The organism is Bacillus sp. FSL P2-0099, assembly GCF_038007445.1.
GTDB classification, from domain to species: Bacteria; Bacillota; Bacilli; order Bacillales; family Bacillaceae_G; genus Bacillus_A; species Bacillus_A mycoides.
Genome location: NZ_JBBOXE010000001.1, coordinates 856,729 through 879,228, shown reverse-complemented (window position 1 = coordinate 879,228; position 22,500 = coordinate 856,729). Strand labels below are relative to the sequence as shown.

General features: G+C 36.2%; 20 protein-coding genes and 1 riboswitch. Of the genes, 9 read left to right on the top strand and 11 right to left on the bottom strand.

The window, feature by feature from the left end:
* Positions 1-57: 57 nt before the first annotated feature.
* A complete protein-coding gene (locus tag MKY90_RS04490; RefSeq protein WP_063219306.1) occupies positions 58-411 on the bottom strand; it encodes a YlbF/YmcA family competence regulator in 354 nt (117 codons plus the stop codon).
* A 143-nt stretch (positions 412-554) separates the two neighbouring features.
* On the bottom strand, positions 555-1,700 hold the full coding sequence (locus MKY90_RS04485; protein WP_063219307.1) for a DUF445 domain-containing protein: 1,146 nt from the start codon (positions 1,698-1,700) through the stop codon (positions 555-557).
* A gap of 125 nt (positions 1,701-1,825) precedes the next feature.
* Between MKY90_RS04485 and MKY90_RS04480 the strand changes: the two genes are divergently transcribed.
* Both MKY90_RS04480 and MKY90_RS04475 read left to right on the top strand, forming a co-directional pair.
* Positions 1,826-2,878 carry a YheC/YheD family protein gene (locus MKY90_RS04480; protein ID WP_002010850.1) on the top strand — a complete coding sequence of 351 codons (1,053 nt, stop codon included), beginning with the start codon at positions 1,826-1,828 and terminating at the stop codon, positions 2,876-2,878.
* A gap of 19 nt (positions 2,879-2,897) precedes the next feature.
* On the top strand, positions 2,898-4,358 hold the full coding sequence (locus tag MKY90_RS04475; RefSeq protein WP_003187554.1) for a YheC/YheD family endospore coat-associated protein: 1,461 nt from the start codon (positions 2,898-2,900) through the stop codon (positions 4,356-4,358).
* A 16-nt stretch (positions 4,359-4,374) separates the two neighbouring features.
* Here MKY90_RS04475 and MKY90_RS04470 read toward each other — a convergent pair whose 3' ends face one another.
* Complete coding sequence (locus MKY90_RS04470) at positions 4,375-4,620, bottom strand: hypothetical protein (RefSeq protein ID WP_002087367.1); 246 nt, start codon at positions 4,618-4,620, stop codon at positions 4,375-4,377.
* 490 nt (positions 4,621-5,110) lie between these two features.
* Here MKY90_RS04470 and sasP point away from each other — a divergent pair, with 490 nt between their 5' ends.
* Positions 5,111-5,314, top strand: a complete 204-nt coding sequence (gene sasP / locus MKY90_RS04465; protein ID WP_000013349.1) for a small acid-soluble spore protein, SasP family — start codon at positions 5,111-5,113, stop codon at positions 5,312-5,314.
* 51 nt (positions 5,315-5,365) lie between these two features.
* On the opposite strand, the gene MKY90_RS04460 is transcribed toward sasP, so the two are convergent.
* The 5 genes from MKY90_RS04460 to MKY90_RS04440 form a co-directional block, all read right to left on the bottom strand.
* On the bottom strand, positions 5,366-6,100 hold the full coding sequence (locus MKY90_RS04460) for an amino acid ABC transporter ATP-binding protein (protein ID WP_078184531.1): 735 nt from the start codon (positions 6,098-6,100) through the stop codon (positions 5,366-5,368).
* 28 nt (positions 6,101-6,128) lie between these two features.
* Complete coding sequence (locus MKY90_RS04455) at positions 6,129-6,827, bottom strand: amino acid ABC transporter permease (RefSeq protein WP_033706449.1); 699 nt, start codon at positions 6,825-6,827, stop codon at positions 6,129-6,131.
* Positions 6,814-7,611 (bottom strand): amino acid ABC transporter substrate-binding protein, encoded by a 798-nt coding sequence (locus MKY90_RS04450; RefSeq protein WP_002030008.1) that lies wholly within the window; start codon positions 7,609-7,611, stop codon positions 6,814-6,816. The genes MKY90_RS04455 and MKY90_RS04450 overlap by 14 nt, the downstream gene beginning before the upstream one ends.
* 303 nt (positions 7,612-7,914) lie before the next feature.
* Entirely contained in the window at positions 7,915-9,915 is a 2,001-nt protein-coding gene (locus tag MKY90_RS04445; RefSeq protein WP_002188440.1) for an ABC transporter ATP-binding protein, read from the bottom strand.
* Positions 9,912-11,672 carry an ABC transporter ATP-binding protein gene (locus MKY90_RS04440; protein ID WP_098635804.1) on the bottom strand — a complete coding sequence of 587 codons (1,761 nt, stop codon included), beginning with the start codon at positions 11,670-11,672 and terminating at the stop codon, positions 9,912-9,914. Before MKY90_RS04440 ends, MKY90_RS04445 begins: the two co-directional genes overlap by 4 nt.
* Before the next feature lie 628 nt (positions 11,673-12,300).
* Here MKY90_RS04440 and gapN point away from each other — a divergent pair.
* The 5 genes from gapN to MKY90_RS04415 all read left to right on the top strand — a co-directional run bounded on the left by gapN (position 12,301) and on the right by MKY90_RS04415 (position 18,153).
* Positions 12,301-13,740, top strand: coding sequence for an NADP-dependent glyceraldehyde-3-phosphate dehydrogenase (gapN, locus tag MKY90_RS04435; protein WP_088038585.1), 1,440 nt, complete (start codon positions 12,301-12,303; stop codon positions 13,738-13,740).
* Positions 13,741-13,917: 177 nt separating this feature from the next.
* Positions 13,918-14,099, top strand: a riboswitch (Lysine riboswitch).
* Positions 14,100-14,245: 146 nt separating this feature from the next.
* A complete protein-coding gene (locus tag MKY90_RS04430) occupies positions 14,246-15,670 on the top strand; it encodes an amino acid permease (RefSeq protein WP_219374925.1) in 1,425 nt (474 codons plus the stop codon).
* A 60-nt stretch (positions 15,671-15,730) separates the two neighbouring features.
* Entirely contained in the window at positions 15,731-16,930 is a 1,200-nt protein-coding gene (locus tag MKY90_RS04425) for an ABC transporter permease (protein ID WP_002169081.1), read from the top strand.
* A 282-nt stretch (positions 16,931-17,212) separates the two neighbouring features.
* Positions 17,213-17,728 carry a type 1 glutamine amidotransferase domain-containing protein gene (locus MKY90_RS04420; RefSeq protein WP_002169082.1) on the top strand — a complete coding sequence of 172 codons (516 nt, stop codon included), beginning with the start codon at positions 17,213-17,215 and terminating at the stop codon, positions 17,726-17,728.
* 221 nt (positions 17,729-17,949) lie between these two features.
* On the top strand, positions 17,950-18,153 hold the full coding sequence (locus MKY90_RS04415) for a hypothetical protein (RefSeq protein WP_002010828.1): 204 nt from the start codon (positions 17,950-17,952) through the stop codon (positions 18,151-18,153).
* 51 nt (positions 18,154-18,204) lie between these two features.
* On the opposite strand, the gene MKY90_RS04410 is transcribed toward MKY90_RS04415, so the two are convergent.
* Positions 18,205-19,467, bottom strand: coding sequence for an MDR family MFS transporter (locus MKY90_RS04410; RefSeq protein WP_016119656.1), 1,263 nt, complete (start codon positions 19,465-19,467; stop codon positions 18,205-18,207).
* 154 nt (positions 19,468-19,621) lie between these two features.
* On the opposite strand from MKY90_RS04410, the gene MKY90_RS04405 reads away from it, so the two are divergent.
* Positions 19,622-21,361, top strand: a complete 1,740-nt coding sequence (locus MKY90_RS04405; RefSeq protein ID WP_341090480.1) for an SgrR family transcriptional regulator — start codon at positions 19,622-19,624, stop codon at positions 21,359-21,361.
* An 18-nt stretch (positions 21,362-21,379) separates the two neighbouring features.
* Here the strand turns inward: MKY90_RS04405 and MKY90_RS04400 are convergent, their stop codons facing one another.
* Together MKY90_RS04400 and MKY90_RS04395 are read right to left on the bottom strand one after the other, a co-directional pair.
* Positions 21,380-21,928 (bottom strand): NAD(P)H-dependent oxidoreductase, encoded by a 549-nt coding sequence (locus MKY90_RS04400; RefSeq protein ID WP_063219314.1) that lies wholly within the window; start codon positions 21,926-21,928, stop codon positions 21,380-21,382.
* A gap of 19 nt (positions 21,929-21,947) precedes the next feature.
* A complete protein-coding gene (locus MKY90_RS04395; RefSeq protein ID WP_063219315.1) occupies positions 21,948-22,487 on the bottom strand; it encodes an ester cyclase in 540 nt (179 codons plus the stop codon).
* Between the last annotated feature and the right edge of the window lie 13 nt (positions 22,488-22,500).

The window sequence follows — 22,500 nt, the reverse complement described above, 5'->3', positions numbered from 1 at the left end:
AGGACTATCAAATTCCCCACAAAAAAAACGCCCCCATACTAGGAGCGTCTTCCATCATTACGCTTGTTGCGCGCTATATAATTCTTCAAGTGGCTTCATGATGATTTTGTTAACGTCAGTGATAACGATGTTTAAACGTTGCTCAGTTTCCATTAACTTTGTGATTTTTGCATCTTGTTGAATACGAGTTACAACTTCTTGTGCTTTTTGGTTATCTTCTTCAGTGATTTCTTGGCCTTGCATCATTTTTTGTTGTAGGCCAAGTTGCATTGTACGGAACTCATCGAATAAGTTCTTTGAAGCAGTATCAGCTTGAACTGCTGCGTAGCTTGCTTTTAATGTTTGGAAATCTTCGTTTTCAGCGATTGTTTTTTGTAATTCATATGCAACATCATGAATGTTTTTTGTCATTTTATTTTTCCTCCTTTAGAAGGCTAGCGCTTTTCGCTCGCACTGCCTTTTAAGTGCATTTACATACGCACCTCTTCCTACCATATCAAACTATGCAAGAGATGGGAAGAAATTTCACTTTTATTTCTATACACCCATCTTTATTACTTAAGGAACAAGAGTAACAAGCCTTGAATAAATCCAATTGTTCCTCCTAATAACGCCCCTAAATATGTAATCATTTTTAACTCATTTTTTGTAATGGACAATACGAGATCTTCTAGTCTCTTTGTTGAAAATGTAGATACTTCTTGCTGGACAATTTCCGCAAGCTGTAGATTTCCCAATATACTTCCCACATTTTCTGTCCCCCACTTCAAGCCTTTCTCTACTGCGCTAGGGACCACTTTTTCAACGATTGTTTCTCGAACTGGCTCACATACTTGCTGAACAGACTGATTTAAAAATCTACTCACTGTTTCCTCTACTTTAACCGCTGACAATATGGAGTTCACAATCATTTCTTTCTCTACGAACGTTTCTAATTCTTTTACGTCTCTTCCTTTTAACTTTTCCCACTCTTTTTGCAGTACATCAGTTAACAGACGCTCTGTTCCATCTTGTCCTAAAAACTTAATGACTTCCGGCTGCACGCGATCAACTAAACTTACATTCCCTAAAAACATACCAACTAAGTTAAGCAGCGTTCCCCTGGAAGCGAAAAAGTCATCAATCATTTTTGAAAGGCGTTCCTTTCCTTCTTCACTTTCCAAAAAGCTAATTCCTCTTTTTAAAATAAAAGATGCTACATTCGGAATCGCATTCTCTACTTTTTCATGAACAGAATGAGGTAACGCCTGTTCCCATGTATATGTATAGTACTCTGCTAAAAATGCATGAATTTTTTCTGTAATAACATGTTCGATTTTCCCGATCGCCTCTTCTTCTACATGTTCTAAATTCCATTTTTCTAACATATCCCGTAACGACTGTTCATTTGTAATTACTTTATCAACTTCCACTTGTGTCCAGCGAATTAAACTGGTTTGAAACTCTTTATTTGTTAGTTTTTTTCCGATTCCTTCTGGTGTTAACAAATGGTCTACAACCATTTTACCTAATTGAACAGCAAGCTCATCGCGGCGCTTCGGAATTAACCCTGGCGTAAATGGAACCTGAAACTTCCCAATATAAATCGGACGATGAGGACGAAATAACATTTTTATCGCTAAATGATTTGTGTATCCTCCAATAATTGCCCCGAGCCCTGTCGTTATTAACATATTTAACCATATATTCATCACAATCAACCTTTCACTTCTCCAAAACTATAGCATATCATCATACGGACAAAAGTATAATGGTATAAAAACGTATTTGCAATATATAGCTTCGCCTATAATGCAAACATCTTATTACTAAAGGAGTGATTTCGTTGGTTCTTGGTCTTTTAACTTCCGGGCTCCATCACGAGCAAACGTATTACACCGAAATCGCTAAGCGAGCTCGTCTTTATCATAACGTCGTTGCCCAATTCACACCGTTTAGCATTGATTCAAAGACAGATCTTGTTTCTGGTCTTATTTACGATACAGATACAGGAAATTGGATAGATCAAACCTTTCCCATTCCTTCATATATATATGATCGTTGTCATTTCAAAGAGGATGAGGAATTCCAACAAGCAAATGCGATTATTCATTCATTACACAAACGTTCTTCCACTACCTTTTTAAACAACACACTTATTAACCCAAGCGATTTACACAATCTTTTTCTTACTAATAAACGTCTTTCCCCTTACGTACCAAAAATAATAAAAGGAACAGTACAAGGAATTTTTAAATTACTACTAGAAACAAGAGATATTATTATAAGACCAATCAATATACACTCCAATGAAAATTTATATCGGGCCACTTACAAAAATAAAACATTTCATATCGATACAATAAATGAACAACATCATACTTCTACTCAATTCAAACGAACAGATAAATTTATATCATGGTGCAAATCGAACATACACTCATTCCGTTATATGATTCATCCAATGTTACAACCTCCAAATCAACTATCATATCCGATTCATATTCGAACCATTATGCAAAAAAATAAAGAACAGAATTGGAAAGTGCTCGGTCAATTTATACAAAAATCTTCATTCCCAGCACAATTTTTACTTTCAGCAACAGAACGTTCTATGTTACATCCATTTTCTAAAATTAAATATTTACTTTCTCCAACTGGCGTTCAATTATTAAAAGATGCTTTACATGATGTTGTAAATGAAGTGTTTAAAACACTCGATCAGTCCTATTCTTCATTATTTGAACTAGAGCTTTCTACCATTATGGATCAAAAAGGTGCCATTTGGCTTATGTACGTCAATACGATGCCTTCTTACGATGTTTATACTAGGTACAACGACGAACTGGCTGAACAAATTTTTCATGGTCCATTAAAGTTTAGCCGATTTACACCATAACGAAAGGAGGAAATCCCCGTTGAAAGAGCACATATATACATTAAGTATTTCAGATGAGCATCCAAATAGTATTACTTTACCTTACGTTTTTTCTATTACACCACCAATTACATCCTTTTTCTTTGGCTTACGTTATATTACATGTGAGAATATTAAAATTCATTATTCATTCACGCGAGAAATTATTATTGGCGAACAGATTGCAGCCGATCTTTTACTACCGCATTCAGCAACAATCCATGCCTTCTTACACAATCAAACCATTGTTTTCGGCCCATTAATCGGGATTTTCACAACTGGCTTTAACGATGATTCTAATTCTCCTTTAGGAAGTCGTTCCATCTCTCTCAGTGAGTTATTAACACCACCATTCACATTGCAGCCATTTGTATTTGTCTTCGGCATTCAACATATAAACTGGGAAGAGGAAACAATTGAAGGGTACTTCTTTCAAGAAGGAAAATGGGTAAAAAACAAAGTCCCTTTACCAAATGTCATTTACGACCGATTACCAAATCGGCAAGCAGAAAATTACAAACCTATCGTAAGAGCAAAAAAACGTTTAGAAAGCGACTATGGGATTCCGTGGTTTAATCCGGGATTTTTCAATAAATGGGAAGTGCATCAACTTTTAATGAAAGAAGATTCAATTAAACCATTCTTACCAAATACAGAAGTATTTCAACATTTTGAACAAGTAGAACGACTTCTCGGTACGTATAAGTACATTTATATGAAACCAATACACGGTAGCTTCGGAAGAAATATTCATCAAATACTCTATTCTCAAACTGATAATTGCTACTATTGTCGTTATCGTGAAAATGAACAAAACAAACTAAGAAAGTATCAATCATTAGAAGCCCTTCTTAACCATGTGTTAAAAGGACATGATTTAAAAAAGTTTATCGTACAACAAGGTATCTCACTGCTCCGATTCGAAGGGCAACCCGTCGATTTTCGCATTCATACAAATAAAAACCATTTTGGTAATTGGGTAGTCAGTGCAATCGTCGCAAAAATCGCCGGCAAAGGTAGCTTAACAACTCATGTAAATAGCGGCGGTGATACGAAATTACTTCAGGAACTATTTCCTGATTCAACAAAGCAAGTTCAAATTGAAAATAAACTAAAACAAACAGCCTTACAAATCAGTTATGCACTTGATGGGCAAGTAACCGGGAACATTGGAGAAATTGGTTTTGACATTGGTTTAGACACCACGGAAAACCCGTGGCTATTTGAAGCAAATTCTAAACCGGGGCGAACTGTATTCCAAGATGAAAAGTTAAAAGAACAAAGTGAACTTACGCGCCAATTATTTTATGAATATGCCATCTATTTAACTGAACACTCTTTGCGCGACACGAAAGAAAAAATGTCACAAATAAAATCAGGTCCTTCGTCACATACCGAAAACATCCCTTCCCCTATGATTAACTCACAAATACAAAAACAAAAACTTCCACCTCCTTCATAAGGTGGAAGTTTTTTATTTAAACGAGCTTCACTACAACTTCTGTTTCCACATTACATACTCCGCAATAAAAAACATGATTGCAATACTCCTGTGAATTATTATGTGTTAAACCGTCTACTGCACTTAATAATTCTTGATCCATATATGCACTGTAATCGTCTATGTAATCTACAGTTTTCCCATAATCTTGGAGTATACCTTGGCAATTTTGACAAGAATATGTTTGTGATTCTAGCGCGTTGCAAAGCGGGCAAATTCCCATCATGATTCCTCCATACGTTATCGTTTAAAAACAATTAAAAAGCCCTTTTTTTAGATTGAAGAGAGCATCTATCCGTGCATAGACGCGGTCAGTTCCTTTTTCTGCCCCATCCTGGGTTAAAACAGAACTATGCAGTTGCTCCCAATTTAAATTTCATTTTACTAAACTGGAATTTGTCTCACTTTAACAAATCATAAGTTAAGTAAGCCAAGCTGGTTATACAAAGAAAAAAACGCATATGATTTCGCTCTTAGTTTAGCCTTCTTTCTTAAAAATACAACGATTACTCTTATTTCATAATTTACGAAATGATGAAATGTTTTTTACAAAATTTACAAATTATTTTTTTGTATATCTTTCTAGGTAACATCCATACTATGAGTACAAACTTAATTACCGATGGATTAGCGCCAAACGGGGCGATAATCTGGTTCAAATCCAGCTAGTCCAACCAAAAAAATTTTTATAACTCTAAGGAGGATATATTCCTATGGCAAACCAAAGTTCTTACAATCAATTAGTAGTACCAGGTGCAACAGCAGCAATCGATCAAATGAAGTACGAAATCGCTCAAGAATTTGGTGTACAATTAGGAGCAGATTCTACGGCTCGCGCTAACGGTTCTGTTGGTGGAGAAATTACAAAACGTCTAGTTGCAATGGCTGAGCAAAGCCTTGGCGGATTCCAAAAATAAATATATATGGCAAAAAGGTCTCAAGGCATATGCCTTGAGACCTTCCTTAATTTATTGCAACATTTGTAAAAACTTCTTCGTTCGTTCTTCTTTTGGATTTGTAAATACATCTCCCGGTGTACCTTGTTCGACAACGACACCGCCATCCATGAAAATAACACGGTTCGCAATTTGATGAGCAAAGCGCATTTCATGCGTTACAATGACCATCGTCATTCCTTCTTTAGCAAGTTCTTTCATAACCTTTAAAACTTCTTGAACTAGCTCAGGATCAAGTGCTGACGTTGGCTCATCAAATAGTAAAACTTCCGGCTCCATCGCAAGCGCACGAGCGATTCCAACGCGCTGTTGTTGTCCACCTGATAATTGGAACGGATATAAGTCTACTTTATCCGCAAGACCAACTTTTTCAAGGAAATAGTTTGCTTTTTTCTTCGCTTCTTCTTTCCCCATCTTTTTCACTGTAACGAGCCCTTCCATTACATTGTGAATTGCTGTTAAATGCGGGAATAGATTATGGTGCTGGAATACCATACCTGTTTGCGTACGAAGATTTACAATATCTTTCTTCGATACTTTTTGAGAGAAATCGAGCTCTTTATTGCCGATGCGAATGTTACCAGCGTTCGGCGTTTCTAACACGTTGAGACAACGTAAGAATGTTGTTTTACCAGATCCAGATGGCCCGATAATAACAACCACTTCGCCCTTCTCAACTGATAGGTCTATATGTTTTAATACGGTATTATCTCCGAAACTTTTTTGTAAATGTTGAATTGAAATCATAAAAACAAAAACTCCTTTTATGAAAGGGTTATTTTAGAGTATAACGTTCTGAACGTTTTTCTAATATTTGTTGCACGATAGATAATAAGAAGCAAATTACCCAATAAATTAGACCTGCTTCAAAATAAACAATTAAAAACTCATAGTTCATTGCCGCAATTTCCTGCGCTTTTCGGAACATTTCTGTTACTAAAATTAACGACGCTAATGAAGTATCCTTCACTAAACTAATAAATGTATTCGAAAGCGGCGGAATTGATACGCGTGTTGCTTGTGGTAAAATAACACGTTTTAATGCTTGCGGGTATGTCATCCCAATTGTGTAAGCTGCTTCCCACTGTCCTTTCGGGATTGAAAGGATAGAAGCACGAATAATTTCAGATGCATATGCACCTACATTTAATGAAAATCCAATAACTGCTGCTGTATATGGCTCAACTTCAATATTAAGAGTTGGAAGACCATAGAAAATAATAAATAACTGTACAAGAAGTGGTGTTCCGCGAATGATAGATACATAGATACGAGCAATCCATTGTAAAATACGACTACCTGAAATACGTGCGAGCGCGGTTAACGTCGCAAGTATAATACCGATAATAAATGTAATAAGCGTTAACGGAATTGTCGTAAAGACAGCTTCCTTCAGCATAGGCGCGAAGGAAGTCTGCATAATATCTATCCAAGTAGACAATCGATCTGACATCAATGCGCTACTTAGATACATTTTCACCGAACCATTTTTTCGTTATTTTATCGTACGTACCATCTTTTTTCATATCTTCTAACGCTTTATTTACTTCTTGTACAAGTTTGTCGCTACCTTTACGGAATAAGAATCCACTTTGTGACGCTTCTTTTTCTGTATCTACAATTTTAATTTTTGCATCTTTTTTCGTTTCTAAATAGTTTAACACTGATAATTTATCGTTGATTGTGAAATCAACGCGGCCAGAACTTAATAATTCTGCTGCTTGGCTAAATCCTTCTACACCTGTGATTTCCGCACCATTTTTCTTAGCAATATCTGCGTAGTTACTTGTTAAAGATTGTGCTGCTTTTAATCCTTTTACGTCAGCAAATGTAGCAGGTTTATCCTTATCTTTCGCAATAACTAATGCTGCTGAAGAAGAAATATATGGACTAGAGAAGTCATATTTCTTTTGGCGATCTTCACGAATACCAACTTCGTTCGCAACCATGTCGAAACGTTTTGCATCTATTCCTGCAAGTAAGCTATCCCATTGTGTTTCTTTAAATACAGGCTTTACACCTAAACGTTTTGCAACTTCTTCTGCTAATTCAACGTCAAACCCAGTTAATTTATCGTTTGTATCGTGGAACGTAAATGGTGGATATGTACCTTCTGTACCAATTACAAGCTCACCGCTTTGTTTTATCTTCTGTAATGCATCTTGATTAGCTGTATCTTTTTTCTCTTCTTTACCGCAGCCCGCTACAATCCCAATCGCTAATGTAGTTACTGCAAGCACTGAAAATAATTTTTTCATGATAGTAGTCCTCCAAGTATTCTGATAGGAATTTAAAAACTATATTGATTGTATGCAATTTCGAACAATTTTTCAATGAAAATGTTCTTATTTAGTTTAACCTTTTTCTTCATAATCAAACAAAATGGAAAAATAGCGCTACATACAAAAAATAAGTAACATTTTTTAATATAGCATTTATAAAGAAAAAGGTAAAACAATACCTACTTATTTATAAGTTTTTCAGCCGGTGAAATATATTAACTTCTAAGCGGACAATCCGATCAAAAAAGAACTTGCGAAAATCGCAAGTTCTTCTAAAAATTAAGCACTCTGGTTTCCTTCCATTTGCGTTTTATACATATCGTAATAACGCCCGCGCTTTTTCATTAATTCATCATGGGAACCTTTTTCCAAAATCGTTCCTCTATCAAGCACAATAATTTGATCAGCGCTCTTAATTGTTGAAAGACGATGAGCGATAATAAACGTCGTTCGTCCTTTCTTCACAACTTCTAGCGCTTGTTGAATCATCGCTTCTGTTTCTGTATCAATACTGGAAGTCGCTTCATCTAAAATTAAAATAGCAGGATCAAAAGCAAGTGCCCTAGCAAACGATATAAGCTGACGTTCTCCGGTTGAAAGTGTACTTCCTTTCTCCGTAATTTTTTCATCTATATTGTTCGCAAACCTTTCCGCACCAACATCACGTAACGCCTTTACGATGCGATCTTTTGAAATTTCTTCATTTTCTAAGCTTACATTGGATGCCACTGTCCCGCTAAATAAAAACGGATCTTGCAATACAATTCCCATATGTTCACGTGTTGCTTGTTTCGGCATCTCTGTTACATCATGACCATCAATCGTAAGCTTCCCTTTTTGAAATTCATAAAACTGAAAGAGCACATTCATAATGGAACTTTTTCCTGATCCAGTATGACCGACAAGTGCCACTGTCTCCCCTTGTTTCGCTTCAAAAGAAATATTTTTTAATACTTCATCTTTTCCATTGTAAGAAAACGAAACATTATCGAATTTCACATTTCCGGTTAAGCGAGGCATACGTTCTTCTTCTACTGCCTCTCCCTTTTCCTCTAGCAATTCAAAGACGCGCTCTGATGCAACACGCGATTGCTCTAAGTTAGCAAGTTGGTTCACCATGTTCGTAATTGGCGAGAACAATCTCGTTAAATAATCGACGAAAGCATACAGTATCCCTAGAGAAAGGAGGCCAGAAGCACTTAATGAAGCACCACCGAAATACCAAATTACACCTGTAAAAGCGATGTTTCTTAATACAGACACTAAATTATGCGAAGTTGCTGCATTTAAATTTAAAATTTTATTTTGATATTTAAAATAATCACCATTTAACTCTTCAAATTCCTTCTTCGTTTCATGTTCTTGACGAAATGCTTGAATAATTGGCATCCCTTGAATTGATTCATTCACTGTTCCGTTAATATCCGATAAACGCGAACGCATTTTATGATTGTATACAGACGCATACTTTCTATACATAATCGCCCAAACAATTAAAATTGGGATGATGAGTAAGCATAGTGCCGCCAGTTTTACATCAAGTAAAAATAGCGCAGCGAAAATCCCGATAATATAGATGATACTAGAAACGAATGTCGCAAGCACTGTTACATATAAATCACGAATCGCTTCTGTATCATTCGTTACACGCGATACAATTTTCCCTGCTGGTAAATGGTCAAAATAACGAATTGGCAACGTTTGAATATGGGAAAAGACGTCTTCCCTCATAATTTGAATAATTTTGTTTGCCGCCTTCTGTAAGAAGAACTGCTTTCCGTATGCAAATAATGATACGACTACTAATAAAGCGAAATATCCACCGCCAAGTAGTAATAACCTATTTATTTCTGGTTTATAAAACGCAAATACTTCTTCTTTCGTTAAGGCTTTCGATTTATACACTTGCACTGCCTTACCACTTTGTACTGTAAGCACATCACCCTTAACAGAACGAGTTCCTTCAAGCGTTATTTTATTCGGTACAAAATAGTACTGAAAACCAACTTGAATCACTCGGACTTCTTTCCCTTTTTGCTCACCTTGTTCAAAGCGATCACTTCGCTTATAAAAGGCGCCATTATATGAAACAGCATCCTCACTCTTTTCTGTTTCATACCAGGGTCTCTCTATTCCAACGATATGCTCATCGATCATCGTTTTTGCGACGAAAGGACCCGCGAGTTCTGCAATAACGAAAACAAATAGCATCGCCATCGCTGCAAAAATCGGCCCTTTTACTTTCATCGCGTATTGAAACAATCGTTTTGAAACACTCATATTTTCACCCCACTATCCGTACTTTCACTTTCACCTTGTTGTCTTTCGAACTGCTCTGCATACCAGCCCCCATTTCGAACGAGCGCTTCATGCGAGCCTTCTTCAATAACCTCACCGTTATCCATAACGAGAATCCAATCAGCATGCTGCACTGCTGACAAACGATGCGTCGTTATAATCGTCGTCTTCCCGCTTCTTTCTGTTCGTATATTTTCAATAATTGCTGCTTCCGTACGAGCATCAACAGCTGATAAAGAATCGTCCAAAATTAAAATTTCCGGATTTTGAATAACAGCCCTCGCAATCGAAATCCTTTGCTTTTGCCCACCTGATAAAGAAACACCTTTCTCTCCAACGAGCGTTTCTAAACCTTCCGGTAAAAACTCTAAATCCTTTTTAAACGCAGCTATTTCAATCGCTTTTTCAAGTTCTTCTTCAGTCGCTTCTCTATTTCCGAATAAAATATTTTCCTTCGCTGTTTTTGAGAACAAAATGTGTTCCTGAGGTACATACCCAATCCAGCCAAGTACGTTATCATTCGTAATTTTATCTAGCTTCACATCAGAAACCGCAATATCCCCTTCCCCGAGTGGATATTGACGAAGAAGCTGACGAACGAGCGTCGTTTTCCCGCTTCCTGTTTTCCCAACAACTCCAAGTGTCTCTCCTTGTTTTAATGAGAACGAAACATTTTTTAAATTTGTTTCAATTGATGAAGGATATGAAAAAGTAACATTATCAAATTCAATGTAATCTGGCTCTTGTACAACCTTTGGATCTTTCGGATTCTTTACATCCGGTTCATAAGCTAACGTTTCATTTACACGGTCGAGCGACGCATTTCCTCTTTGCATAACATTAATCAATTCACCAATTGCAAACATCGGCCAAATCATCATCCCTAAATAGACGTTAAAAGAAACGAGCTCACCAAGTGTCACCTTTGATTGGAATACGAGATATGCACCGTACACTAAACCAATTAAATAACTAAGACCGACGAGCATTTTTACAGTTGGCTGGAATAATGCATCGATTCTTGCTACTCTCATATTTTTCTCGTATACGTCATCTCCTAAATGATGAAACCTTTCTTGATCAGCGTTCTCCTGTACATACGCACGAATAACGCGTACACCCGCAATTGATTCAAGTACTTTATCGTTCATATCCCCGAACGCATCTTGCGCGACTGTAAATCTTTCATGCAACTTCTTTCCGTATCTATTCATCGCATATGCCATAATCGGAAGCGGTATAAGCGCAGCAAATGTTAACTGCCAACTAATTGAAAAGCCCATCATACAAACGATTGTAAGCATATATAGACTAGAATCAACGAGCGTTAATATACCAAAACCAGCTGTCATGGAGATTGCTTTTAAATCATTTGTCGCTCTCGCCATTAAATCGCCAGTACGATTTTTTTGATAAAACGTCGGTGTCATCTTAAGTAAATGCCCCATAAATTTTGAACGCATCGTTTTCTCAAGTACGAACGCACCGCCAAATAGTTGGTGCTGCCAAATGAAAGTAAGTACATACCCACCAATCGTTACCCCAAGTAAAATAAGAATATATTGCATAATCGCCTCATTCGTTAAGGCTCCCGTTTTAATATTATCAATTGTAATTCCTAACACTTTCGGTGGAATTACCTCTATCACGTTTACAATTAAAAGTACCCCAATTGCGATACTATACCTTTTCCAATGCTCTCTAAAAAACCAGCTTAACTTTAGTAATACTGAAAACAATATAACCTCTCCTTTCTCGTTCCCGTTTGATTCACATTTCTTTATCCGCTATCCAAACCCATCACATTTACATTTCGTAAGCCATACAATTTCATCACATTTTTCCACCTTCCAAATTCTGATTTTTTATAGTAACAAGGAAAATAAACAAAAAAAAGCATACCGCCGCTTGACGATATGCAATAGAATGCATAAAAGCGTACGTTACGATATACGCAACGTACGCTTCTCATAAGACAAAAAGGTCCTATATATCCGCACGGGTTGCGTAATGATATGAATGTTTTCCGCCATTTAACAGAGCTAAGCCCATTACATTTACGATTACAATCATTACGCACACCCCCTTCATTTATTTTCCATTTATAATCTTACAACTTTATTGAGTATTCTGTCAATTATTTTTTTCGCTTTAGAATAAAATAATCTTTTATCACAAAAAATAAAAGTGATGCATTCTACTTACAATTCAGTTTGAAATAAGAGAATCTTCTGTAAGAAAGGGCATACAAAATAAAAAAATAGTAAGAAATCGTTTTCACAAACATTTCATTTGAAAAATATTATCAAACCACCTACAATCACCTTATACTCACTCTTACAAGTTGCTATTTTAGGAGGACTAATCATGACAACTAGCAATACGTACAAATTTTATTTAAACGGAGAATGGAGAGAAAGCTCTTCAGGTCAAACAATCGACATTCCATCTCCATACTTACACGAAGTAATTGGGCAAGTACAAGCAATTACTCAAGGAGAAGTAGATGAAGCAATTGCATCTGCAAAAGAAGCTCAAAAATCATGGGCTGAAGCTTCTCTACAAGATCGCGCAAAATATTTATATAAATGGGCTGATGAGCTCGTAAATATGCAAGATGAAATTGCCGATATCATTATGAAAGAAGTCGGTAAAGGCTATAAAGATGCGCAAAAAGAAGTCGTTCGTACAGCTGACTTAATTCGTTACACAGTTGACGAAGCACTTCACATGCACGGTGAAAGCATGATGGGTGATAGCTTCCCTGGTGGATCTAAATCTAAACTTGCGATTATTCAGCGCGCACCACTTGGTGTTGTATTAGCAATTGCACCATTTAACTACCCAGTAAACTTATCTGCTGCAAAACTTGCACCAGCACTTATTATGGGTAACGCTGTTATCTTCAAACCAGCAACTCAAGGTGCAATTAGCGGTGTTAAAATGGTTGAAGCACTTCATAAAGCTGGCCTTCCAAAAGGTCTTGTAAACGTAGCTACAGGACGCGGTTCTGTAATTGGTGACTACTTAGTAGAACATCCTGGCATCAATATGGTATCGTTCACAGGTGGTACAAATACAGGTAAACATTTAGCGAAAAAAGCTGCGATGATTCCACTTGTATTAGAACTTGGTGGTAAAGACCCTGGTATCGTTTGTGAAGATGCAGACTTACAAGAAGCTGCAAAGCATATCGTAAGCGGTGCATTCTCTTACTCAGGTCAACGTTGTACAGCTATTAAGCGTGTACTTGTACATGAAAATGTAGCAGACGAACTAGCTGGCTTATTAAAAGAGCAAGTAGCTGAACTATCAGTTGGATCTCCAGAACAAAACAGCACAATCGTTCCATTAATCGACGACAAATCTGCTGACTTCGTTCAAGGTTTAATTGACGATGCTGCTGAAAAAGGTGCAACAATCGTTATCGGTAACAAACGTGAGCGCAACCTAATTTATCCAACATTAATCGACAACGTAACAGAAGAAATGAAAGTTGCTTGGGAAGAGCCATTTGGCCCAATCCTTCCAATCATCCGTGTTTCTTCTGACGAACAAGCGATTGAAATTGCTAACAAATCAGAGTTCGGTCTGCAAGCAAGTGTCTTCACAAAAGACATTAACAAAGCATTTGCAATTGCTAACAAAATCGACACTGGTTCTGTTCAAATTAACGGACGCACAGAGCGCGGCCCTGACCACTTCCCATTCATCGGTGTAAAAGGTTCAGGTATGGGCGCACAAGGTATTCGTAAGAGCCTTGAGTCTATGACTCGTCAAAAAGTAACTGTATTAAACTTAGTTTAATCTTATATGTAGCAGCTGATCTAATATTTAGGTCAGCTGCTTTTTAGTTAAAATCCTCCGGGACCTAATAACAAATTCTTCTCTATAATCTGATTATTACTATATCCATTGACGTATAAAAATACATTTGTTACTCTTAAACATGTTAATTTAATACATAAATCCTCATTCGTATCTCGGTGAGGTAGAGGTTGCAGTCATTAAGAGTATCATTTCAGGAGATGTAGTGGCATTGATGAAGAAATGAGAAAGGAATGATTGCCGAAGTAATTCGTGTCCACCATGCACGCTTGCTGGGTCTGCATTTAATAAGTGCAGAACTGTCACAAACGTTTCGTTTGTGGAGAGCTATCGAGAGGTATGTCGTGGGTTTCTTATAAGATAGAAAGCATGTAGCGGCAAATTACGTGCTTTTTTTGTTTTGTTTGGACCTTCTCTTCCTTATCAGGAAGACATACATATCTCCTCGCTTGACTTGGTTATACTAACTTTGGAGGTATTTTCTATGCAACAAAAAAAATGGGGCTTTTGGGTACTAACAGCTTTCGTTGTCGGTAACATGGTTGGCGCTGGTATTTTCATGGTGCCAAGTACGTTAGCACAAACAGCAAGCCCACTCGGTGTCACTTTAGCTTGGTTAACAACAGGGTTTGGTGTTTTAATGCTAGCTCTTGTTTTCGGTAATTTAGCAATTCGTCGTCCTGATTTAACGACAGGACCACAAAGTCATGCATATGCTTTATTCTCAACACCAAAAAGAAAGAAAATGGCTGGTTTCAGCATGGTATGGGGATATTGGGTTGCAAACTGGGCAAGTAACGTTGCCATTATTACATCTTTCGCGGGATATTTATCACTCTTCTTCCCGATTATGAAAGATACGCGACTATTATTTTCAATCGGCTCGTTCGATATTGAAGTTGGAAAGCTCATTACATTTACTATTTGTTCCGTCTTACTTTGGGGAACTCATTTAATATTAACAAACGGTGTAAGCGGAGCTGGGAAACTAAACTTCTTAGCAACAACAACGAAAGTAACTGGATTCCTTCTATTCATCGTCGTTACGTTATTTGCGTTCGAAGCTTCAAAGTTTGGACAATGGTACACACCGATGATCGATAAAGAAGGCGTATCACATGGTCTCCTTTCACAAGTAAATTTAGCGGCTCTTACAACGCTTTGGGCATTTATCGGGATTGAATCAGCCGTTCTTTTATCAAACCGAGCTACTTCTCCCAAAACGGTAAAACGTGCGACTGTTGCCGGTTTACTAATAACAGTTGCAATTTATTTAGGAATTACAATTTTAACAATGGGTGTACTTCACGTTGATAAATTACAAGCTTCTGAACGTCCATTAGCAGATGCATTAAACGCTGCAATGGGTCACGGCGGCGGGAAACTTATGGCATTACTTGCTCTTACTTCCCTATTCGGTTCAATATTAGGCTGGATTTTATTAAGCTCAGAAGTACCTTATCAAGCTGCAAAAGAAGGTTTCTTCCCTTCCTTCTTCGCAAAAACGAATAAAAAAGGAAGTCCAATTCATTCACTACGATTAACAAACATTATGTCGCAAGTTTTCTTATTCTCAACATTATCAGGAACAATTGCGGAAGCTTATACATTCGTTATTACCGTATCAACACTGGCCTACCTCATTCCATATCTCGTTTCACCAATCTTCCAGTTAAAACTAGTCGCAACTGGTGAAACATATAAAAATGAAATGCGGGCAAGAATTATGGATGGTGTAGTTGCAGTTATCGCACTTTGCTATGCACTATGGGTTATTAAAACCGGCGCATCCGATATAAAAACATTTCTTCTCGGAATTGGTTTATTCGGAATTGGCTTTGCCTTCTATCCATTAATGAATCGTGATCAGAAAAAAAATAAAGAAAAGAAAAACGAGCAAGTTGCGTAACGCAATTTGCTCGTTTTTTACTTTATAAAACATATATAATAGAAAAAAGAGGTGAAAAACATGTCAATCGAATCACTATGGAGCTCTCGCTTTCAACAACATATTCAAAATGCCATCACATACTTTGCACGTATGATTAACGGTTTACTATATAGCTTCATCTTCGTCTCATGTGTAGGTGCATATTATTACGCTAAGTTTCTTAAAACGGATCCTTCTAAAGGAATATCTTTATTACTCATCACGATCGTACTTACACTCATTATAACGAGATGCCAAGTTCGCACATTTATTCAAAAACCGGACGCTGTCTATTTACTTGCATTAGAAGAGAAATTAACATCTTATTTTAAAAAATCTCTTCTATATAATTACATCATTCAGCTTTTCCCGCTTATATTTACGTTCCTTGTTATCGTACCGCTTGCCATGCAATCATTACAACTAACCGTACCTTTCTTATGTACAATCTTTATAATTTTAATGATTCTAAAGGGCTGGAACATATACATACATTGGATGTGGCGTGATAGTTATGAAAAAAGCATATGGTTTATCATTCGCATTGCTTGTAACGCCCTGATCATTTACATGCTGTTTTATACTGCAAATGTGATCGTGTTAGGCGGACTACTCTTACTTCTTGCTTTCCTGCTTCTATACACGAAGAAACAACCTACAAAACGAATACCGTGGGATTACATAATCGAACAAGAAGAAAAAATGGACGTTCGTTTCTATCAATTTGCTAGCATTTTCACCGATGTTCCGCAACTGAATAAGCAAGTAAATAAAAGAAAATGGCTTACAAATTGGATTGAACCTTTATTACATAAAAAACGAGCAACTTTCTTCTATTTACATACACTAGCATTTTTACGCGGTAATGATTATTTCGGTATATATATTCGCTTAGGGTTGATCGGTGCGTTCGCTCTATATTTCATTCCGAATATATACGTAAAAGGTGCTATCGCTTATATCGTCCTATATATGATTTCTATGCAGCTCCGTTCCCTGTGGAAATATTTTTCGGGAAATATTATTGTAGCATTATATCCAATTGATACTGAAGAACGAATGAGTCAATTTCTTAGCTTAATTTTCATATTGCTAAGTATTCAACTCATTGTATTTTCAAGTGTTATACTCATTGCCACAGGGCAATTTTCACATAGTCTTATCATTATGATTATCGGGTTAATCTGGATCAAATTTATTATTGTACCAAAAACGAAGCAACGCGTTTCTTCGTTTTAACGAAAAGAATTATCTTAAAAGCCAAGGAGAAAATAAATTATCTCCTTGGCTTTTTTATTTTTCTTCCTCAAACAAGAATCATTGAAACAACCGATATTTTATGATTTTTACATACAAAAACGATAATACATGTTTACGTCCTAATAAAAAGGGTAGTTATTAAATTAACAGGGCAAAGGAACTGGAGGGAATGAAAAAATATGAATTAAAGTTTCACTTTATAAAAGGCGTTGCTCAAGGACGATTCTGGAACCGATTATATAATATAAGGAGATGATTGCAATGAGTAAAAAAATTGCTATTTTAATAACGGATTATTTCGAGGATACAGAATACACAGAGCCAGTAGAAGCTTTTAATCAAAAGGGATACGAATTAACAACTATTGAAATGGAAAAAGGTAAAACGGTACACGGTAAACAAGGAAAAAGTGAAGTCGTAATTGATAAAAGTATTGATGATGTTTCTCCAGAGAACTTTGATGCCCTCTTTATACCAGGCGGATTTTCCCCAGATATACTTCGTGCAGATGAACGTTTTGTTCGCTTTAGCAAAGCATTTATGGATGCGAAAAAACCTGTTTTTGCTATTTGTCACGGCCCCCAATTACTCATCACTGCACAAGCACTTGAAGGACGCGATGTGACTGGATATAAATCCATTGAGGTCGATTTGAAAAATGCCGGTGGAAATTTTCATGATAAAGAAGTGGTTGTATGCCAACATCAGCTAGTAACAAGTAGACAACCGGAGGACATCCCGGTGTTTATTGAAGAATCATTGCGTATATTAGGGTAGTTATTAGAGGTTAACCTTTTTATTTGTAAAAAACAAAATTAACACCATATGAAACATTTCTTCATCTTTAATGATTTTTTGAGACAGCCTCTTTTCTCGTCCCAAAATTTCTAATCACTTTTCATAGGCAGTTCTCATATAGTGAAAATGACTATACAATTCCTATCCATAAGTTAAATAATGATTTTACACATATAAATAAAAAAGATAGGAGCTCTATTATGAACAACAATCCGCCTGCAACGCCCCAAAACAACTCAGAAGAAAATAGCCGTGACATTAAATTGCAAACATTACGGGTCATCGGACTCATCGTCCTTATTAGTGGTTATATTCTCGTCGCTCTCTCAGAAGTAGGTGAGCTGAAAACCTTATTAACAAACCCTAACGCCAATCCTGATTTAGCTGAAGTTGATCCGTTTTAAAAATTATATAAAAAGCGAGTCCCAGTATAACTGGTTCGCTTTTATATAGTTTCATCCAATCTGAGAAACATTTCCTTCATTCTGATACTTCTCTTTCCCTATCGCCTTCATAAATAATAAAATACTGCTCATACCAACGATGAAATATAGAGCGCTCATGCCCCAAGATGCAATAAACGAGCCTAGCATAACACCTAATGCCCCATTCATTTTTGCCACTTGAAAGACCATTCCGTTAATCGCCATATATGAACCTCTTGCCTCATCCGGCACCATGTCCGCCATTATAGATTGACGAACCGGCACATACATCATCTCTCCTACAGTTTGGAAAAGCCCTGCAATTAATAAGATCCATAAACTATTGCTCGTTCCGAGTATTGTAAATCCAATTGTGTAAATGAATAAACCTACATATAAAATTTTCAAATCGTTGAAGCTTTTCAGCATTTTAATAAGAAGCGCTGAACATAACACAACTAAAATTGTATTCTCTGCCGATATCCAGCTGAGCATTCGAATACCTGTTAAATCGAATGTAAAACCATTCCCGAAGAAAAAGTGCACCGTTTCAAATTCCTTCTGTAAACGTATCCCTAAATAATTATTAATTTGAAACTCTAACGATAGTGTACATATACTTGCTGCACAAAAAATTAAAAACGCTCTATCTTTCATCACGACTTTATAACTATCTGCCATATCTTTTAATACATTTTTCTTCTCCACCGTTTTTCGTGCCACATACACTTCTTCCATATATACAGCCATCACATATAAAGTAATAACTGCAATAACTGTTAATCCGATAAACAATTGCAATCTATAGTTCTCAAATAGTAATCCGCCAAATATTGCTCCAATCGCAATTGATAAGTTAATAGCCCAGTAGTTAATGCTGTACATCACTTTTCGATTTTCAGGTGTACTCACATCTATTAACATCGCTTCCGTCGCTGGATTCATAAGTCCAGATCCTAAACTATTCACTAACATAAACACAAATGTTAGCCACGGTGAATCTACATAATCTGAGTTCGCAACTCCCATACAAGCTATGGAAACGACTTGTATACTTTGGCCGATAATCATTACTTTTTTACGACCGAGCCGATCTCCAACATACCCACCATATAAACCGATAATTAATGCAGCTAGCACATTGATGAGTAATAAAGCACCAGCAATCGCACTACCTAACTTTATTGAAAAGTAAATTGCCATAAATGGAAAAATCATTGTGGATACAGTGCGTGTTAAAAACGAAGTTATAATTCTGATTTTTATATTTCGGTGCATACTCCAAAATCCCATTGTTTCCCCCTCCTTATGCTTATTCATTTTACTTTGAAAAAGAGGAAGAAAAAGGTTAGAATATTCTAAAGAGTTTCCCCTTTTATCCCGCATTAACGGGCAGTAGGACCCCCACTGATTAAAGTTTCACTTTATTATAGAAGGAAGTGTATATATGAAAATTATGGACTATTACATTCGTTTAAGATTACATGCACAAGACCAACAACATATACGAAATAGCTTACAAGAATTAGCGGATGTTTTATATTGCAGTACGAAAAACGTAAAGATTTTATTAAAGAAAATGAACGAGGATCAATTCATTAAGTGGACACCAGGGCGTGGTCGCGGAAATAAAACAGAAATTATATTTGCACATACTTTAGCAGAAGCGATTGAATCCTATACAGATGAACTGTTAACCCAAGAAAAATTAAAAGATGTCTTTCTTCTTTTAAAAGAGCCCCTTCCTCTTGCAATTCAAAAAAAGATAGAAAATAAACTACATCATCATTTTGGATACGAACCTTCAAATGATATGTATGACATATTGAAGATCCCTATATCAAGAAAGATATTACCATTAGATCCCGCTTTTACGGCTGTAACAACAGAGGGTCATCTTATTAACCAAATTTTTGATACATTAGTCATTTATAACGATATTACAGAAAAAATGGAACCACACATTGCACATACGTGGGAATTAAGCGAAGACGGGCTTACGTGGACGTTTCATTTAAGAAAAGATATATATTTTCATAACGAAACTGTTCTAACTTCTAAAGATGTACAATTTTCATTTGAAAGATTGCAGCAAGCTCAATCTCCTTACGCATGGTTAACACAGGAAATTGTTCAAATTGAAACACCATCACCACTGCAAATACGATTTCATTTAGCAAAACCTAACGTTTTTTTCTTACGTTATGTGAGTTCCATGCAACTCGCAATTTTACCGCATGATGCAGTTATTCAAAATCATCACTACATAGGTACTGGACCTTTTAAACTTACTCATTACTCTGAAGACAATATCGTACTCGAAGCGTTCACCCATTATTTTAAAGAGCGTGCGTTATTAGACCGTATTGAATTTTGGGGTATTCCTGATCATTTGCAAATAGATGCTGATTATGAACTACCAAATGAAGAGGAAAATGAAAGGCATGATATACAAATAGAAGAAATAGGTTGTATTTATGCTAGCTTCAACTTTACAAAACCTGGTCCTCATCACGACATTCACTTTCGAAAGGCTTGGAGAGAACTATATGACGTTGAAACGATACTTCATAGCATAGAAGGTAGACGAACAATTGCTGCATCAAGCTTTTTTCCTGAAAGAAGCCGCCAAGTTCCTAACAGGCCCTACTCTTTAGAAAAAGCGAAAGATTATTTAAAAAAGAGCACCTATAATGGAGAAACGATACATGTTTATTTCTTCGCATTTAAAGATAGTGCAAATGATGCACATTTCCTAAAAGAACGCTGCCAACAATTAGGAGTACACGTAGAACTTCACCCATTTCTCGTTTCAGATTATATGGATCGTTCTATTGATAAACATGCGGATATTATTTTCATGGGGGAAGTATTTGCTACCGATCATGAAATTGCATTTTTAAATGTATTTAAAAATAAAAGTTGCTTCGTAAATCGATTCATGGACCCACACTATGCAAAACAAATTAATTGTTTACTTGATACCTTTTTATTAGAAGACAATAAAGAAAAACGGTATAAGCTCATGTATGAGATTGAAGAGTTTTTACAAGCTGAAAACATCATTTTATTTAACTATCACGTTTTAAAAAGAAAAACATACCCTGCTTCTTTAAAAAATGTAACAATTGATTCATTCGGTTGGGCAAATTTTGCAAAGTTATGGATACAGCCATCCCCGCATTAAATACGGGGATGACTGTAATTATTGAATGACTTCTTCTAAATGGTTCTTCAAGTTCTCTAAATACTTCTCAACAGTAGGATTTTTCACCACATCATAACAAGCAAAACTCTTTAACGGACTCATACCAAGAAACTTCTGCACACGATGTAAATGACTAAGTGCTGATTCTAAACTTTCTCCTTCAAAGAACTTCGTCTTATCTCCGAATGCTTTTTCAGGTGCATTCCAAGTTGTAGAAAATATATACTGCTTCTCTTTTAATAAACCACCTGTTCCATATTCATCTGCACCTTTAAAGAACAAACCGTATTCATACACTTCATCCATATATGTTTTAAATAATCCCGGTACACTAAACCAGTAAATAGGTGTTTGATAAATTACAACATCAGCCCATAGAAATTTATCTTGTTCTTCTTTCATACTATATCCATCTTGAATCGTCGTTGTTTTCACATAATGATTCTCACTTAATACAGTTATCATATAATCAACTAACGTTCTATTTAATCGACCTTCTTTCGTACCATATTTTTCATGTCCATTTATAATAAATATATTTTTCATCACTTTTCTCTCCCTTATTTTATTCCTCAGCTATTAACCCCAGTTGCTGCTTCAGCGTAAGATTATCTTCTAAATGCCAATCTTCCGTTATCTTTCCGTCTTTCACATGCAAAATATCAATTGCAAAAAAATTGATTTTCTTATCATTATGAGTTCCTGTAAAAGAAAGACGAGCTGTTACTTTATCACTAACCACTAATAAATCTTCAATCTCGCAATGTATATCAGGAACTACTTTACGAAAGTTTTGCGCCGCAAGCTTTAATCCTTCAGTGCCTTGTGGTCGACCTTTCGGCAGTGTGTTATCGAAAAAATTTTCAGTAACCGTCTGCGGAATAAGCTCCTCTTTACCTGTATCCCAAAATGCATAAAAACGCTGAGCTGCATGCACGATTTCTGTCGCTTCCTTTTTACTTAATGAAGAATCAATTGTCATTGCTTTTGGCTTCGGCATTTCCTTTAATAACTGAATTTCATTTTTTTGCTCAACACTACATGCTACAAGCACAATACAAATGACAAAAAAACTAAAGAACCCAAACAACTTTTTTATACTCATGGAAATCACCTCC